Origin of the sequence: Mucilaginibacter frigoritolerans, from assembly GCF_007830615.1 — a bacterium.
GTDB classification, from domain to species: Bacteria; Bacteroidota; Bacteroidia; order Sphingobacteriales; family Sphingobacteriaceae; genus Mucilaginibacter; species Mucilaginibacter frigoritolerans.
The window spans coordinates 1-15,443 of record NZ_VLLI01000009.1 but is presented as its reverse complement, the minus strand read 5'-3'; the positions used below and the strand labels follow the sequence as shown (position 1 = coordinate 15,443).

17 protein-coding genes, 1 tRNA gene and 1 pseudogene are annotated in these 15,443 nt (G+C 38.8%); 6 read left to right on the top strand and 13 right to left on the bottom strand.

All coding sequences use genetic code 11. The features are described 5' to 3' along the window. Nucleotides 1–130 precede the first annotated feature (130 nt). From JN11_RS15280 to JN11_RS15255, 6 genes are all read left to right on the top strand, one after another. Nucleotides 131–916, top strand: a complete 786-nt coding sequence (locus JN11_RS15280; RefSeq protein ID WP_144913936.1) for a PASTA domain-containing protein — start codon at nucleotides 131–133, stop codon at nucleotides 914–916. Then, a complete protein-coding gene (locus JN11_RS15275; RefSeq protein ID WP_144913934.1) occupies nucleotides 900–1,205 on the top strand; it encodes a rhodanese-like domain-containing protein in 306 nt (101 codons plus the stop codon). The genes JN11_RS15280 and JN11_RS15275 overlap by 17 nt, the downstream gene beginning before the upstream one ends. 12 nt (nucleotides 1,206–1,217) lie before the next feature. Continuing rightward, the gene (mltG, locus tag JN11_RS15270) at nucleotides 1,218–2,273 is read left to right on the top strand and encodes an endolytic transglycosylase MltG (protein WP_144913932.1); all 1,056 of its coding nucleotides are present in this window, start codon (nucleotides 1,218–1,220) and stop codon (nucleotides 2,271–2,273) included. Next, nucleotides 2,273–2,680, top strand: a complete 408-nt coding sequence (locus tag JN11_RS15265; RefSeq protein WP_144913930.1) for an acyl-CoA thioesterase — start codon at nucleotides 2,273–2,275, stop codon at nucleotides 2,678–2,680. Before mltG ends, JN11_RS15265 begins: the two co-directional genes overlap by 1 nt. Nucleotides 2,681–2,691: 11 nt before the next feature. Then, nucleotides 2,692–3,660 (top strand): YihY/virulence factor BrkB family protein, encoded by a 969-nt coding sequence (locus tag JN11_RS15260; protein ID WP_144913928.1) that lies wholly within the window; start codon nucleotides 2,692–2,694, stop codon nucleotides 3,658–3,660. A gap of 189 nt (nucleotides 3,661–3,849) precedes the next feature. Further along, nucleotides 3,850–3,939 (top strand) — tRNA-Ser (locus JN11_RS15255). Nucleotides 3,940–4,280: 341 nt separating this feature from the next. Here the strand turns inward: JN11_RS15255 and JN11_RS15250 are convergent. The 13 genes and pseudogenes from JN11_RS15250 to JN11_RS15190 form a co-directional block, all read right to left on the bottom strand. Continuing rightward, nucleotides 4,281–5,159: a hypothetical protein gene (locus tag JN11_RS15250; protein ID WP_144913927.1), complete on the bottom strand. Its 879-nt coding sequence runs from the start codon at nucleotides 5,157–5,159 to the stop codon at nucleotides 4,281–4,283. Continuing rightward, nucleotides 5,143–6,501 (bottom strand): NrfD/PsrC family molybdoenzyme membrane anchor subunit, encoded by a 1,359-nt coding sequence (gene nrfD / locus JN11_RS15245; RefSeq protein WP_246139022.1) that lies wholly within the window; start codon nucleotides 6,499–6,501, stop codon nucleotides 5,143–5,145. The genes JN11_RS15250 and nrfD overlap by 17 nt, the downstream gene beginning before the upstream one ends. Nucleotides 6,502–6,517: 16 nt before the next feature. Then, a complete protein-coding gene (locus JN11_RS15240; RefSeq protein ID WP_144913925.1) occupies nucleotides 6,518–7,447 on the bottom strand; it encodes a 4Fe-4S dicluster domain-containing protein in 930 nt (309 codons plus the stop codon). A 26-nt stretch (nucleotides 7,448–7,473) separates the two neighbouring features. After that, complete coding sequence (locus JN11_RS15235; RefSeq protein WP_144913923.1) at nucleotides 7,474–7,752, bottom strand: hypothetical protein; 279 nt, start codon at nucleotides 7,750–7,752, stop codon at nucleotides 7,474–7,476. Between the two features lie 182 nt (nucleotides 7,753–7,934). Continuing rightward, the gene (locus JN11_RS15230; RefSeq protein WP_144913922.1) at nucleotides 7,935–8,342 is read right to left on the bottom strand and encodes a c-type cytochrome; all 408 of its coding nucleotides are present in this window, start codon (nucleotides 8,340–8,342) and stop codon (nucleotides 7,935–7,937) included. 66 nt (nucleotides 8,343–8,408) lie between these two features. Beyond that, nucleotides 8,409–9,404, bottom strand: a complete 996-nt coding sequence (locus tag JN11_RS15225) for a DUF5777 family beta-barrel protein (RefSeq protein ID WP_144913920.1) — start codon at nucleotides 9,402–9,404, stop codon at nucleotides 8,409–8,411. Between the two features lie 10 nt (nucleotides 9,405–9,414). Beyond that, nucleotides 9,415–9,813, bottom strand: a complete 399-nt coding sequence (locus JN11_RS15220) for a hypothetical protein (protein WP_144913918.1) — start codon at nucleotides 9,811–9,813, stop codon at nucleotides 9,415–9,417. 38 nt (nucleotides 9,814–9,851) lie between these two features. Then, nucleotides 9,852–11,204, bottom strand: a complete 1,353-nt coding sequence (locus JN11_RS15215; protein ID WP_144913916.1) for an ethylbenzene dehydrogenase-related protein — start codon at nucleotides 11,202–11,204, stop codon at nucleotides 9,852–9,854. Nucleotides 11,205–11,515: 311 nt separating this feature from the next. Next, nucleotides 11,516–11,923: a c-type cytochrome gene (locus JN11_RS15210; protein WP_246139021.1), complete on the bottom strand. Its 408-nt coding sequence runs from the start codon at nucleotides 11,921–11,923 to the stop codon at nucleotides 11,516–11,518. 66 nt (nucleotides 11,924–11,989) lie between these two features. Next, nucleotides 11,990–12,514: pseudogene (locus tag JN11_RS24770) on the bottom strand (DUF5777 family beta-barrel protein). A gap of 164 nt (nucleotides 12,515–12,678) precedes the next feature. Beyond that, nucleotides 12,679–13,380: an SMUG2 DNA glycosylase family protein gene (locus JN11_RS15200; RefSeq protein WP_144913913.1), complete on the bottom strand. Its 702-nt coding sequence runs from the start codon at nucleotides 13,378–13,380 to the stop codon at nucleotides 12,679–12,681. A gap of 115 nt (nucleotides 13,381–13,495) precedes the next feature. Continuing rightward, nucleotides 13,496–14,431, bottom strand: coding sequence for a PorP/SprF family type IX secretion system membrane protein (locus tag JN11_RS15195; RefSeq protein ID WP_144913911.1), 936 nt, complete (start codon nucleotides 14,429–14,431; stop codon nucleotides 13,496–13,498). A 28-nt stretch (nucleotides 14,432–14,459) separates the two neighbouring features. Continuing rightward, nucleotides 14,460–15,443 (bottom strand): T9SS type B sorting domain-containing protein (locus JN11_RS15190; RefSeq protein ID WP_144913909.1); only part of this gene is annotated, 984 nt, incomplete at its 5' end.

The window sequence follows — 15,443 nt, the reverse complement described above, 5'->3', positions numbered from 1 at the left end:
AATGCATCGCACTACAAATACTAAAACATACGTTTAACAGCAGGCAAATTAAGAAGCCGGATAAGTTGAAATGCGAAATTTTCCCTATGTTTGATTTTAAGTTTACTTTGAAAAAACACAAATAGTACAAATGAATAAATTTTGGACTTATCTAAAAACCAAACAATTTCGTAATACCATTATTATGGCAGTTGGCTCTGTTTTGCTGATTGTGCTGATTGTTTTTTTTAGCCTTGGTTTCTACACCCGTCATGGAACGGGGATACCTGTTCCGCAATTAAAAGGGATGCAGATTGAAAAAGCCATGAATACATTAAAAGACCAAGGCTTTGATTATAAAATTGATTCTGTTTATGTATTAGATAAACCACCGGGTTCCGTTGTTGAGCAAGATCCTGATTCAGGTACTTATGTTAAGGAAAATCGTACAATTTACCTAACGGTAGTAACCCGTGAGGCCCCATTGATTGCTTTACCTGACCTTGAATCTCTCACTTATCGTGAAGCTGTAGCAACTATTGCTAACTATGGTTTGAAAGTTGGAGATACTACATTTAAGGCTGACATTGCAAACCACGTGTTAGATGTACGTTTTGCTGGTCAATCCATCAAATCAGGAACTAAATTACCTAAAGGATCAAAAATTGATCTGGTAATTGGTAACGGAGCCGGCCCAAGTGAAGTGGATATACCCGATTTTATCAACCAGGATTTGAGCGCAGCAAAATTCCTTATAAAAAACAATGGTCTTACCTTAGGAACTATTACTTACCAGGGAACCATTACCGATTCAACCAACCTGGTTATTGTTGCTCAATCGCCAATGAAAACAGATTCGGTAAACAAAACCAGCCTAGGTACACGTATAAACCTTACTGTTACGCAAGGCACTAAAACGGATGGAACCGGCAATTAATGGAAAGGAATTAATTTCGCGGATGTCAGCAAATGAAAATTTAAATTTGATTGATGTCCGCGAAGAAATTGAATTTCACACCTACAATATCGGTGGCAAAAACATCCCGTTATCAAGGTTTAACAATAACATCGATCAAATTACGTATAACAAAACCGACGAGATCATTGTTATCTGCAAAATAGGTTTGCGTAGCGAAACTGCCAGAGAAATATTGACCGAAAAAGGTTATCTGCATGTACGGAACTTAGCCGGAGGATTGTTAGCTATTCAAAAATTGAGAAAATAAAATTTATTAAAAATGACTAAGAAAAAATCATCATCAGGTGGAACCTTAAGGAAATTTATTGTTGCCATGGTGATCATACTACTCATCGCTCTTGGATTTACAGGGCTTAACTACTACCTGAAATATTTCGGCCCAAATGTCACCAACAAGCATGAATATCTTTATATACATACCGGAGCTACATTTAGCGATGTATACAAAACCATTAAGGATAGCGATATGGTAAAAGATACAACTGCGTTTTATTGGGCAGCTGAAAACATGAATTATACCAACAGGGTTAAACCTGGTCGATATCATCTGCGTTCAGGCATGGGTAACCGCAAACTTATCAATATGCTGGCATCTGGCACACAGGAACCAGTTACCGTTTCTTACCATAATTTAAGACTAAAAGAACAATTTGCTGGCTTTATAGCAAAAAAAATTGAGCCAGACTCAACAGCCATTATTCATTTATTAGATTCAACTGCATTTGTACAGCAGTATGGTTTTACTACCGACAATGTGTACACAATGTTTCTGCCAAATTCCTACCAGATGTACTGGAATACCTCACCCGAAAAGTTTTTTAAGCGGATGTATGCCAACTACCAAAAATTTTGGACACCTGAACGTAAACAGAAAGCTGCTGCTATTAACCTTAGCCCGGTTGAGGTATCTGTTTTAGCCTCCATAGTAGATGCTGAGGCCTTGCATGACGATGAAATGCCAACTATTGCAGGTTTATATTTAAATCGCCTAAAAAAGGGTATTAAACTAGAGTCTGATCCTACAGTAATTTTTGCAGAGAATGATTTTACCATTCACCGTGTACTTTCAAGATACCTGACCATAAATTCGCCGTACAACACTTATTTGCATACCGGCTTACCTCCAGGCCCTATCATGATGCCATCGGTGAATGCAGTAAACTCAGTACTTAATTATAAACAAAGCGATTATATTTACATGTGTGCAAAAGAAGATTTCTCAGGCTACCATAACTTTACCGATAATCTGGCTCAGCATAAAATTAACGCACACAAATTCCAGGAAGCTCTTAACGAAAGAAACATCAAAAGATAATGTTTGAGCACTCAACCAAATTAAGGGTAAGATATGGTGAAACCGATCAGATGGGCTATATGTATTACGGCAACTATGCAGAATTTTATGAAGTAGGCCGTGTGGAAATGTTGCGCAGCCTTGGTTTAACTTATAGTGGCATGGAAGAAACAGGCATAATGATGCCTGTTTTAGAAATGAACTGTAAATACCTTAAACCGGCATTATATGATGAAGAAATAACTGTTAAAGTTATGATGGATAAAATGCCAGGTATCCGGATTCACTTCAGATATGAGCTGTATAACGAAAAAAATGAACTTATTAATACAGGCTCTACCCTATTGGTTTTTGTAAATATGAACACTAGCCGGCCTTGCCTTCCATCACAGGAATTTCTTGACAAATTAAAACCTTTTTTTGAGTAAGTTTGAGTTAAATGAGATGGACGCACCGTTTTTTACTCCGTTTTAAGATTTATCAAAATTTCATAGCCTGGTCAAAACAATACATCCTGCCAGGCTTTGATCCATTGCCATTATATAATGTACTCGCTTTCTTCGCTCATGAAATTCAGGAGCGTACTTTACTAAATAGAGCATCATCCTTGGCTTATAATTTTATGCTTGCATTTTTTCCGGCAACTATATTTTTATTTACCCTTATCCCCTACATCCATATTAAAAACTTCCAGGGGCAATTGCTTAATGTACTGTCAACTATTTTGCCTTATAATGCCTACATGGCCTTCCAGGCTACTATTGAAGATATTGTACGTCACCACAACGGTAAATTATTATCCATTGGTTTCATATCAGCGCTTTACTTTGCAACAAATGGTATTGCCAATTTAATGCGGGCATTTAACACATCCTCGCTCATTATAGAAAAAAGGACGTGGCTTAAACGACGTGCAATTGCCACTATATTAACTTTAGTAATTAGTGTATCCCTTTTGATTGCTATTACCGTAATGACAGCAGGTGAGGCCCTTATAAGTTTTCTACAGCACCACATTGACAACAAAGGTCATTTCTGGATCTATGTTATCAAGCTTTCCAGATGGATTATTGTAATTGCTATATTTTTCATCACAATCTCGTTGCTATACCGTTACGGTCCGGCAAACAAACAGAAGTGGAAGTTTTTAAGTACAGGTTCCATAATGGCCACTATCCTTGCAGTATTGTCATCGCTTGGATTTACTTATTATATCGATAATTTTTCGTCGTATAACAAGATCTATGGTTCTATTGGAACGTTAATAATATTAATGCTATGGCTTTATTTAAACTCTTTAATATTATTAATAGGTTTTGAGTTAAACGCAAGCATCGAATATTCGAAAAGAAACATCAAAATTGTAAAACCGATGTTCAATACCTTCAGGCAAAAAACAATTTCTTAATGAAATACGCGTTTTTAGGCAGATAATCTCACACATAATATGTAAAACCAACCCATTTTTGCCCTATTTTACATCAATTTATCATTAAATAAGTAAAATAATAAGCTTATAACCAAAAGCTTATAAATTAGTTTAAAAAAACTTAACATCAAATTTGCCAAATCGGCCCGGTTTTGTACTTTTGTCCCCGGAGAGCTGGCAGAGTGGTCGATTGCGGCAGTCTTGAAAACTGTTGAACTGTGAAAGGTTCCTGGGGTTCGAATCCCTAGCTCTCCGCCAAGAAATCAAACGTTGTAAAATTTAATTTTACAACGTTTTTTTGTTTATCAAGCCCATTTTGTCCCGCAGACACACGATACAGTAGAAACACACCGGGCCAGCAAAAACACGCCATTACTATAAATCAATCAATTAAGCTCTAACACGGGCCAAGTTGGGACAACACGGGCCAAAAAATCCATTGCCTCCTCCTGAAAAAGACCGTATTCTTATTTAGAAGAATTCCTTGTTTCTTTATTTAATCGGGCAAATACCGTATGATTATAATATCAAAAAACGAAGGCCAGCAAACTTTTGCTGGCCTTCGTTTTTTAGGGACATATACGGCTAATTTTAATAAGCTAAACCTCCTGCCCTAATTTTTTAATTCTGATAATATTAAATACCAGCATAATCAATACTCCCCAAACGGCAATAATAATAGCAGATGAAACCACGATGAGCCAAATAGGCGCTTTCCCTCTGGTAGCAAACAGTGTTCTTTTATTAAAAACACTTACAGATGTAAACTTAGCTCCCCAGGGGACTACTTTTTGTATTGATAAGTTACCGTAGTTATCATTGTCAACTATTTTGGCCACCAGTATTATATTTCCATTTGCATCTCCAGGGATACTATCTCTTTTAAAATCGCCTGAAGCTTTTCCGGTTGAATCGGTTGAAAAAGTTGGTGTTTCATTAATGTTAAGATCCGCACCCAAACGTTTTAGAGCAAGTATTACATCAACACCTTTTGCAGGTGTCCACGTGGTATCTTTCATTTCATAAACAGTTGCGGTAACCGTTTTATCACTGCCGGCATCAATTAAAATTTTGGCTTTAGCAACTGTGAGGTCGGCCTTTGCAGATTCATATTTTTTATTACCTGCAAATGTTGCCAGGAAGGTATGTTTTATCGAGGTATTCCATTCCGATTTTACAGATGTTGGGATGTAAATAGTCGCTTCCCCCTTTTCATTTGTAACCACGTTTCCTATAAATGTTCCGGTTGAATCTTTATCTAAAAACAATTTAACGCTAATGCCTGCAACGTTTAAAAACTTGCCATTTACCTTTGTATTTACTTTTACCATAAGGCGAGGCACACTATTATTAGTGATAAAGTAATTGATAGCAATATTCACATCTCCCTTTTCGGCGGCCTGCGAAAACCCATTAAAACTTAGTAAAACAAGTATAACAGATAGTGATGCAATGCGTATTTTATTCAGCAGTTTCATGGTGTTCGTTTAAAGTTTCTTGAATTGGAATAATTGGAAATATTCTGGCCAGTATAGTTATCACCAGTAATGTTCCGGCTAATGAACCCATGGTAATGGCCCATTCCTCCCAGCTCGGAAAATAATGGCGGTAAGCTTCAGGCACATCATGCATAGGTAAAAATGGATGCAGCAGTGTTGGGGTTACAATTAAATAACGTTTAAACCATGCACCAACTACAACCATTACGCCTACAATAAACATAGGCAAAGGTCTTCTGCCTTTTTTAAACAGCAATATAATAATAGGTAAAATCATCCCTGTTAAAATGGCAAACCAAAAAACAGGCGCAAAACTCCCGGTAAACATATCATTCAGATAACCTCTTTCTGATTCTTTCATTTTAAAGAAAGGTGTCAAAAATTCGTTTACATTGAAGTACAAATAAACCAGCGACAATAGCACCACTATTTTACCCATTTTATCAAAATGACTATCAGTAATATATTTTTCCAGATGATAGGCTTTTCTGAAAACATACATTGCCACTACAACAGCTCCCGCTCCCACTAAAAATGCACCCGCTATAAAGTATGCACCAAAATTGGTACTATCCCATCCTGGCCTGTAAGTGGTGGCAAATAACCACGATGTAACCGTGTGAATGGTAAATGCAACCGGAATTATAGTGATACATAGCACATTAATGGCTTTATTACTTAGTAAATTTTGTTTATGGCTTCCCTTCCAAAATGAGCCGATAAAGCTGTAAAACTTGTTTAGTTTTTGGCTTGAACGTTCTTTATGATGAAGTAATATTTTAATATCAGGTAATAAGGGGTAGTAGAGTAGCAATACGCTTATAAAAAAATAAGTTGTAATTACTATAACATCCCAAATAATAGGCGATTGGATACGTCCGTATAGAAACAAGTAATAAAACCGTTCAGGGCTACCCATATCAACAATAATAATGAGTGAGGCAAATATGATACCCGCTACTGCTATCATCTCTGCGATACGTGTAAGCGGCGCTCCCCATTTAACACCAAGTAACCTGAATATAGCCGTTATCAAGGAGCCAACAAGGCTTATGGCTACAAAAAATACAAAGTTTGAGATGTAAATACCCCATGAAACATAATCGCGCATGTTGGTAACCACCAAACCATACCGTAACTGCCGATAATAGGCAAACATACCAACCAGGCAAATGGCAACTAAAATACCTACCCATATTTTACCGGCTTTGCCAAATTTTTGCGGAAGCAGATCGTTTATGATCTTATCCCCAGCCGCTGAGTTTATATCTTTCGGTAGTGTATCTTTAATTGGTTTATCTTTTATTATTACGTTTTCCACCTTTCAATAATTTAGGTTAACTATTTTGTGTTTTATCGTTCTCAAGTCCTGATTGGAATGGGAAATTCCGGTTAACTGGTGGCAGGTAATAAACACTTGGTTTGGTTCCCAAATCTTCCATCAGCCTGTAACCTGCTTTATCCCTTATTAACTCGCTGAATCTGAATGTTTCAGCACCATTAGTTACTGTATCCTCATTCATATCGCCAAAGGCAAAAACCCCATTTGGACAGGCCGAAACGCAGTGTGGCAACATGCCTTCCCTTGTCATATCAGCGCAAAAGTCACATTTGCCTACGGTACCCTTTTTTTGAGGAATACTGGTTTCTGCAGAATAAGGCTGACTTGCAACTGCAGCTGGTAACATAGGCTGATCCCAGTTAAATACCCTGGTTGAGTATGGACATGCAGCCATACAAAAACGGCAACCAATACAGCGATCACTATCAATTAATACTATTCCATCCTGTCTCTTAAAAGTTGCATCAACCGGACAAACCTTTACACATGGCGGCTCATCACAGTGCATACAGGTAGTTGGCTCCCAATATGGAGCGGTATACTCACCAGCCTGCATCGGGTCTACTTTTATCCAGTTTTGACCGGGGTTTAACTCATGCGCATGGTTACAGGCAGATTGACATTTTTTGAGGTTTTTACACCGGGAAAGGTCAATTACCATTACAAACTTTTTACCTGGTATGCCAATCCTCGCTTCGGTATTAGATACTGGGGGCATATGCGGAACGGGTTTTAAAAACGCTTCGTCAACCTCTATTATCTCACCATCCACTGATAGCAGTTTTACTTTTTTTCCGGATGCTACCACATCTTCGCCGGCAGCCGCCTCAAATGTGTTTTTATTTGGAGTACATCCGGCAACAACTCCGGCAGCCAACAGTCCGCTTATTAGAAACTCTCTTCTCGAATTATTTTCCTGATTCATTACCGTTTTTTGATTAAAGTATTACCTTATTTTTTGATCCAGTTTTGCAATTCAGCATCCGTTACTTTTTTGCGGCTTGCCGTTAATAAAGTTTCGTCTATTTCAACAAGCCTGCCGTCCTGTGTAAGCATTTTTACAGTTTTATTTTTTACTGTTGTATTGCCCAATTTGATATTTTTACTCTTTAAAAAAGGGGTTTTAACAGCTGCCGAAACCATTGCAAATAAGGACAGGATACCAACACTCCATACAAATTTTCTTCGTGCTGGTGAATTGTCGGGTGTTGTATTTTCTTTATTGTTCATAAATAATTGCCATTTATATTGATGTGAAGGTAGATGAATAGTAGTGACTAAAGAATGATGATACACGAGCAAAATAATGACGATTATCACAAACAAAGCTTAACAAACCATCTAAGATTTTGGCACTTAAACAAAAAAGGCCCTAACAAAGCAGGGCCAATTTTCTTTCGTCTTCGAGGCTATTATTTTTTAAGAGTGCGGATATAATTAACCAGGCTCCAGATATCTTCTGCGTCAGGAATTTTCTTCTTAAAGCTTGGCATATCATCGCGTCCTTCGGAAATCTTATAATAAACAGATCCGTCGCTTTGTGATTGAAAAGCGGCAACTGTCATATCCTGTGGTGTAGTTTTTAATTGCGCGGCTTTACTGCCATCGCCAAGCCCTTTTTTCCCATGGCATGAGGCGCAATGTAAGTTCCACAAAGCTTTACCATTATTAATTGATTCGGCACTTGATTTTACCGGATTAGCCATTTTTGCGTTTTTATCCGGCACGGGCCAGGGTTTAGGTTGTTGAATATTTGTAAAGGCAAAACTAATTGTGCCTGCTGCTAAAACAAAAGCAAATAACATCAGTTTATTTTTCATGATTTTTTATTTATTAAGTTTACTTAAACTCTACTACTAAAGCATTGATAATCAATATTGTTTTAATTAAAAGTTCCATAATCTGGATATATTAAATCCAATTAAAAACTGTCCTTTTTTATAATCATTTTGGTTAAATAAGGCATTATTTTCGGGCATAAGGGAACTATAGTTGCCAAAGAATATCTCGAAATCGTGACCACTTGTCCGCATTTCAATACCAAAACTGATATTGGGATGAGGATTATCAGCCGGATTTTGAGTTAACGGCTGATCATAATTTACGATAAGGGATGCTCCATCGGAAATTTTATACCTTCCTGATGCCGAAACAGAAAAATTATCGTTGTTATAAATTGGCATAGGTTTTCCTTCACCATTTAAATAACCTTGTAAGTCGTTAAAATGTGTATAACTCGGCGCTACCTGAATAGATAACTTATCGGTAAACTTTCTGGCAATAATAAGCTGGTTGAAGTAGGCAAAACGATCGCCTGTTGTTACATAAATTAAGGCAACGCTGTTTGCCTGCGTATTAGCCATCGCGTTTCCAAAATAAGTTACACTTACCGGCATGGAGCCATCTTTGGTTTGTTTAAGTATGGCCCATTTTGCGTTTAGGTCCACTTCCATTTTTTCATTGGTAGCGTCAAAACCTATCTGTAAATTATTGACAGGTGTATAGCTAAAACCCAGTTTCATGGTAGCGCTCGCAAACAAACCGAACAAATCTTTAAAGCCATTATCTACCGTTCCAAACCTGTGCTGAATATCAAATTCAAATGTTCCTTTTATGGGTACCATTACAGTTTGATTGTCGATAATGTAATTGCCGTCAAATGTGTTTTTTATAAACGATTTCTTTTTTACTTCAGGAGCAGCAGCTGTTGTATCAGCAGGGGCTGTAACCTTTTTTACAGTATCTTTAGTTGTCGTGTCTTTTTTAACAGGTGCCTGGGCATTCTGCGCCATTACATTACCCATGCTTAAGGCAAATACAATTACCAGGCAAACCCTTGTAAAACCGTAAATTGATGATGAATAACTATTATGTGTTTTCATGAGTTGTTTTTTAATTGTTTTTAGCGCCCTGGGTAATCCAGGCAAGCATTAAGGCATTAATATTTGAGGGGTTATTTGGTGCACCGGCAGGCATCGATATAGCTTCTTTTCCGGTTAGCCATAAATACACCACACTGTTTGCGGGAATACCTGTATTAACAAGATTTCCGCCTTCCAGTGCGTCATATGAGCTCGTGGCCGATAAATTTGGCGCAATAGCTCCGTTATGACACCCGCTTAAAGCACAGCTTTTGGTTAATATGGGCTGTATATCTTTCGAGAAGCTTACCGTTGTTGTTATTACCGGAGCATCGTTTATAGGAACAGTAGTGGTTTTGGTACAGCTGTTTATTATAAACAGCAACTGCATTACCAGTATAAAGCCTATTATTGTTTTTTTCTTTGACATGATCTTGATTTTAAGTGGCAAAAGAACAGGTCAATTACTTACTGTTTGAAATGCAAAGTAAGACCAGGCTCAATAGCGTGTGCTGTGCTGGCTTTGTTAAATACAGCTATACCAAAGTTCACGTCAGACAATGGGGAAAAATCAACATCCTGCAAGTTGGTATCGGCTGTTTTAAGTGCCCTCTTTAATTCAAGTATCCATCCTGACCCGGTGTAAACCGCTTTAAATGGAATGTCGCTACGGCTTCCCTGGTATTTTTGCATTATTAAACCTGGAATGGCATTGGCGCCAACTCCTGTAATATTGCCATTATTGTCAAATGTGGTATTGTAAGCAGTAGTAGCAGTAGGATCAATTGTAGTGCCATCAGATAAGGTAAGTACACCATTGGCATCTACAGCGGTTACCAAAAAAGCTGGGGTGCTACCATCTTCGGCTGTTACATTTGTTAATGCAGTTACAGTTACACCGGCAGTAATACTATTGGTTAATAATGCATACCCGTTGGTCTGGTTTTTAACAACCCATCCAGGTACGGTAACTGAAGTACTGGTACCGGTAATTTTCAACGTTTGTGTATTGGTTACTGATCCCGGCACTTTTGAATATGTTGGCACTCCTGCAGTTGTTGAAGTTACCATTGCACCATCTGAGTGGCGCCCGTTTGCATTTACCTGTCCGCCAGCCCAATCAATATAATCATCATCGGCAAAACCATAAGCCTGATCCTGCATTAAGTGAATATGCCAAAGATCTGCTTTTTCTTCGGGGCCATTGGTATAGTGATTCCCCCCTGCGCTTGGATTACTGGTTACTAAAACATTTGAAGCGTTTAATGTTTGTGTAGCCGTGTTTAGATGGCAGGTGGCATAACAGCTTTGTGATGCAAATAATGCCACAGAGTTATTAATGTTCCATTGAAATCCGAATTTATCTTCGTTAAAAGGAACACTTGTTATATTTCCATTAACATCAAAGGTGTAATTACTTGATTGCCTGGTCCATAATTTAGTCGTTGGGTTATAAGTTACCGGTGTATTTAATAAACTTTCATCCGGATCATTCCATTGAACCAGAAAGTAAACATTATTGGCATCATACAATGATCTTAAAGTTATATTATAACTCAAGCCAATATAACCTTCAAATGTTCCGTTACCCGGATCAGGGACTGTTGCGGTAACTTCTAACTTTGGGGCGTTTGCCCAAACACCATCAACGGAGCCATCTATAATTGGAGCGCTTGCCGTTTTAACGGACACTAATGTAGATGTGCTTACCGGTGCATTATTAATTACCACCTGGTCCTTTTTTGTACAGCTTACTACATATCCTAAAATAAGGATCAATGATGTAGTTACCCAGAATTTTCTGTCTTGTAAAAATTTCATATTTGAAAATTTATAGTGTGGATGAATTATACTTTTTTCAGGTGCTAAAGTACCCTGTAACGGACATAGGAAAAGTGACGGCTGTCATTATAATAAATGATATAACCGTGATTAAAGGAAAAACAATTATTAAGCTTGTTGGTTAAGCCTTATTAATTTTATTGTTTAATTTTCACCCTAAATTGGGTAAAAAGAGGAGTTTTGCGGAGAGGGGAACCTTAAGTATTGACCTGCTATGAGCGCTTTAAACACTGAAAACAAACAGGTTAAAAAGGCTACAGCGGGTCAATTTCCTTTAGTATTAAAGGGTATTATTTTTTAACTGTACGGATATAATTAACCAGGCTCCAGATATCTTCTGCGTCAGGAATTTTTTTCTTAAAGCTTGGCATATCATCACGCCCTTCTGAAATTTTATAATAAACAGATCCGTCGCTTTGAGATTGAAAAGCTGTCACTGTCATATCCTGAGGTGTCGTTTTTAATTGTGCGGCTTTGCTGCCATCCCCAAGTCCCTTTTTCCCATGGCATGAGGCGCAATTTAAGTTCCACAAAGCTTTACCATTATTGATTGATTCGGCACTTGATTTTACCGGGTTAGCCATTTTCGCATTTTTATCCGGCACGGGCCAGGGCTTAGGTTGCTGAATAATAGTAAAAGCAAAACTCATTGTGCCTGCTGCTAACACAAAAGCAAATAACATCATTTTCTTTTTCATGATTTTTTATTTATTAAGCTTACTTAAACTCTACCAATAAAGCATTGATAATCAATATTGTTTTAATTAAAAGTTCCATAACCTGGATATGTTAAATCCAAAACAGAATTGACCGCCTTTTATCTTTCTGCCATTTGCATCTGTATAGGCAAAAGGATTATTTGCGTTGTATAAATTATCATGCTGAGGATTAAGCAAGGTGTAGTTTCCCATAAATATCTGGAAGGTGTGGCTGCTCGTTGTAAATTCAAATCAGATTGCTAAGTTTGGATGAGCATTATTAGTTGGCTGTTTGGTAATAGGCTGGTCATAGTCAACAATTATAGAGGTAACCTCTGATATTTTAAATCTGCCGGCTGCTGCTATTCCAAATTGATCATGTTTCATTTCTTCAAATACAGTAGATGAGGTGCTATCAAGTTTTGTATAATAACCAGTTACTGCATTTTGGTGTGATAATGTTGGCACAACCTGTAAAGAAAACCTATCACTAAACTTTCTGGCAATAATTATCTCGTTGAATGAAGTTATGCGGTCAGTAGTACGTGGAAAATTGGTATGATCAGGATCTAATACTGATGGATAAACAATATATACTAATTTCTGTTAAAGCAAGACAAAAACGAGTTTTCCAGGAAGAGAATATGCTTTAAGAAGTAAATTAATTATACCGCGGTGAACCCTTTAACGCTGTAATTATAAAGTAATACTCAATTTAGTTGAAATTCCAGGGAAATCAAACTCGAAAATAGGAGTTATTTATTGTTTACCGAATTAAATGCTGACAGATACTTATCAATATAAAACTGTTTATTTTTAGTTTTATATTGCATAATAAACCGCGGATGTTCCAAAGCAACAATCTTTTTAAAAAAATTGTACTGTTCATTCAATTTGCTTAAAAAAGCTTCATTTTTTCCGGTACCAAAACAAAAACACACGTCGGTTTGCACCCCTAAATCAATTTGCTTTTTTATATTCTCAATTACAAAATCAGTAACCGCTATTGTGAGTTCTTTACTATCGTAATAATTATAATTTTTCTCGTTCCCTTTAGCTTCAGATGTTGTAAAACCGAGTGGGCAAAGCGAATTAATATAAAATTTCTTGTAAAATGCCTCAACTCCACCATATGCATTGATCATTTCATATACAAAAACCGAGGATGGTTCATGCGTTGCCTTCCCTATGTAGTTGATATTACATTCTGTGAGCAGTCGTTTTGGATCTGTGAATGGGATACCCGTTAATCCACCACCAAATCTCCCCGGATTAATACCCAGAATGATATGTCGTTTTTCATTATCATCATAATATTTATGATAAAAAATGTCCGAGATTGACAATGCCTGGCTACTCTCCTTAAAAGGATTCATGATACGGATACCCGTCGGCAATGCATTCCCTGTATATTGCAATTGTTTATTAAAGTCGATAACTTTTTGTGCAAACGTCATATAGATATTAATTCAAAAACGAATTTATATTTTTTCTATCACCATTTCCAAAATCAAAAGGGCCTGTAATCTACAATCACAGGCCCTTTGTATCATTTAAGATGAATCTCTTTTTTTAGAGCAGTTTAGCATTCCCGGAGGTTCTGCCAAAGCGATAGCTCAGGGTAACCTCATGGGTAGGGATATTGGCGCCGCCCAGGTTATTGCTGGTAGTACCAAACTGATAACTGTAGCCTACATGGAAGGAGCTGACATTGATCGTAATGATGCCGGCCATCTCATTATTGGTACGGTAGTTCACGCCTAGTCCCAGCGTCTCTTTCAGGTAGAAGGTGCCCGAGAAGTCTGCCACTAATGGTACCCCGCTGGCGTAGGAGAACAACGTGGCCGGTTTGAACTTGATGTCTTCGTCTATATTGGTGATCAGTGCCCCTGAAAAGTAATAATGATTGATAAAGTTATTATTGTTCTGGATCGATGCTGTTCCCAGGCTGGTAAAAGTCAGTTCCGGTACCGATATCCCCAGGTAATACCAGTCGGTATAATACATCACCCCAAAGCCCACATTCGGCTTGGTCTGCCGCACATCGGTCGCAAATACCGGGTCATTGGCGGCCAGTTGGGAGTAATTGGCTACATAGTTCCGCACACCTGCATTCAGCGACACCCCCAGGTAGGCCTCAGGACCCAACTGGATCGATTTGGCAAAATAGGCATTCACCTCCGTCTGCCGCTCTATGGCAAACTGGTCATTCATGACAATCAGACCCGCTGCTGCATTGATCGTCGGAATCGGGATATTCCCGTTGAACAGGAAGGTCGTCGGTGCCCCGTCTACCCCTACCCATTCCTTCCTGCCCAGCATGTTCAGCGATCCCGCCTTGTCCAGCAATGAATAGGCCGGGTTCAGCGGCGTCAGGTTATCCATGTATTGGGTATAACTGAACTGCTGCGTCTGACCTTTTACACTTCCGGCTACCAGGATCCCTATTAATAGTAACAGTACCACGCTGGCTGCTCTGTTCACCTTATGACTCTTTTTCAATTTCATCTCTTTTTTTGATTCAGGTTGCTTCCTTTTATTGATATTTTAGTACGAAGTAGCCGGTTTTGCTCTTTCTTTCTCCGTTCACTACAATCTCTACCCGGTAGAAATACGTGCCTGCCTGCTGCAACGCTCCGGTGAGATTGGAGTGCCCGTCAAATACATGCGAGGTATTGTCATATTTAAAGCCCTGGTAAATGATCACCCCATTGCGGTTGATCAGCGTCACTTCATTCTCCGGATAGTTCTGGATCCCTTCAATATATAAGAAATCATTGATCCCGTCTCCATTCGGTGATACGGCCTGGTGTACCAGGATGTCATCACCTGCGGCATCAATAATCACTACCGGCTGGATCACGCTGGTGGCTGCTTCATAGTTGTTATCTCCTGCCTGGCTTGCCGTAATCTCTGTACTACCCAGCTGTAAGGCGCCGAGGCTGCTGCCCTGGATGTCTGCTATCAGCGGATTGGCAGAACTGAACGTTACCGGAAGCCCTGAACTGGCCGTTATCGTGCTCAGGTCATAGTGCGAACCCTTCAGCTGTACCGGGATCGCTGCAAAGCTGATCGTCTGCTGGGCCTTATTCACTACCAACTGCCTGCTGATAGATGGGATAGTAGTATAATTACCATTGGCTGCCAGTGTTGCGGTGATCGTTGTAGTACCTGCTCCTGTAATATGGATCGACCCGTTAACAATTGTCGCTACTGCTGGATTGCTGCTCGTATAAATAATGGTCTCCCCGCCGGATGTAGTGGCGCCACCATTAAAGTCGGCATCCCCGTACGTTTTGGTCGCTATCTGCGCAAATGTCAATGTCGCAGCTGCATCTGTTATCGTTAGTGTTCCGTTTATATAAGTGATCGCATAGTTATTGTCTACTGCTCCACTTGGCGTAATCGCATAAACTCCTACGGATGAACTGCTGGTGGCAGTCGTGCTTGCTGTGGCTGCTGTAGTTAAACTGGCCTGGCTATCGCCATTCACAAAGCCTGAATAGGTTACCGTTAATGC

Coding starts and splice junctions, on each gene's coding strand:
- JN11_RS15195 (WP_144913911.1), bottom strand. CDS start 14,431: ATGAAATTGAAAAAGAGTCATAAGGTGAACAGAGCAGCCAGCGTGGTA.
- mltG (WP_144913932.1), top strand. CDS start 1,218: ATGACTAAGAAAAAATCATCATCAGGTGGAACCTTAAGGAAATTTATT.
- JN11_RS15200 (WP_144913913.1), bottom strand. CDS start 13,380: ATGACGTTTGCACAAAAAGTTATCGACTTTAATAAACAATTGCAATAT.
- JN11_RS15275 (WP_144913934.1), top strand. CDS start 900: ATGGAACCGGCAATTAATGGAAAGGAATTAATTTCGCGGATGTCAGCA.
- JN11_RS15250 (WP_144913927.1), bottom strand. CDS start 5,159: ATGAAACTGCTGAATAAAATACGCATTGCATCACTATCTGTTATACTT.
- JN11_RS15230 (WP_144913922.1), bottom strand. CDS start 8,342: ATGAAAAATAAACTGATGTTATTTGCTTTTGTTTTAGCAGCAGGCACA.
- JN11_RS15210 (WP_246139021.1), bottom strand. CDS start 11,923: ATGAAAAAGAAAATGATGTTATTTGCTTTTGTGTTAGCAGCAGGCACA.
- JN11_RS15215 (WP_144913916.1), bottom strand. CDS start 11,204: ATGAAATTTTTACAAGACAGAAAATTCTGGGTAACTACATCATTGATC.
- JN11_RS15280 (WP_144913936.1), top strand. CDS start 131: ATGAATAAATTTTGGACTTATCTAAAAACCAAACAATTTCGTAATACC.
- JN11_RS15225 (WP_144913920.1), bottom strand. CDS start 9,404: ATGAAAACACATAATAGTTATTCATCATCAATTTACGGTTTTACAAGG.
- JN11_RS15260 (WP_144913928.1), top strand. CDS start 2,692: ATGAGATGGACGCACCGTTTTTTACTCCGTTTTAAGATTTATCAAAAT.
- JN11_RS15235 (WP_144913923.1), bottom strand. CDS start 7,752: ATGAACAATAAAGAAAATACAACACCCGACAATTCACCAGCACGAAGA.
- JN11_RS15240 (WP_144913925.1), bottom strand. CDS start 7,447: ATGAATCAGGAAAATAATTCGAGAAGAGAGTTTCTAATAAGCGGACTG.
- JN11_RS15265 (WP_144913930.1), top strand. CDS start 2,273: ATGTTTGAGCACTCAACCAAATTAAGGGTAAGATATGGTGAAACCGAT.
- JN11_RS15220 (WP_144913918.1), bottom strand. CDS start 9,813: ATGTCAAAGAAAAAAACAATAATAGGCTTTATACTGGTAATGCAGTTG.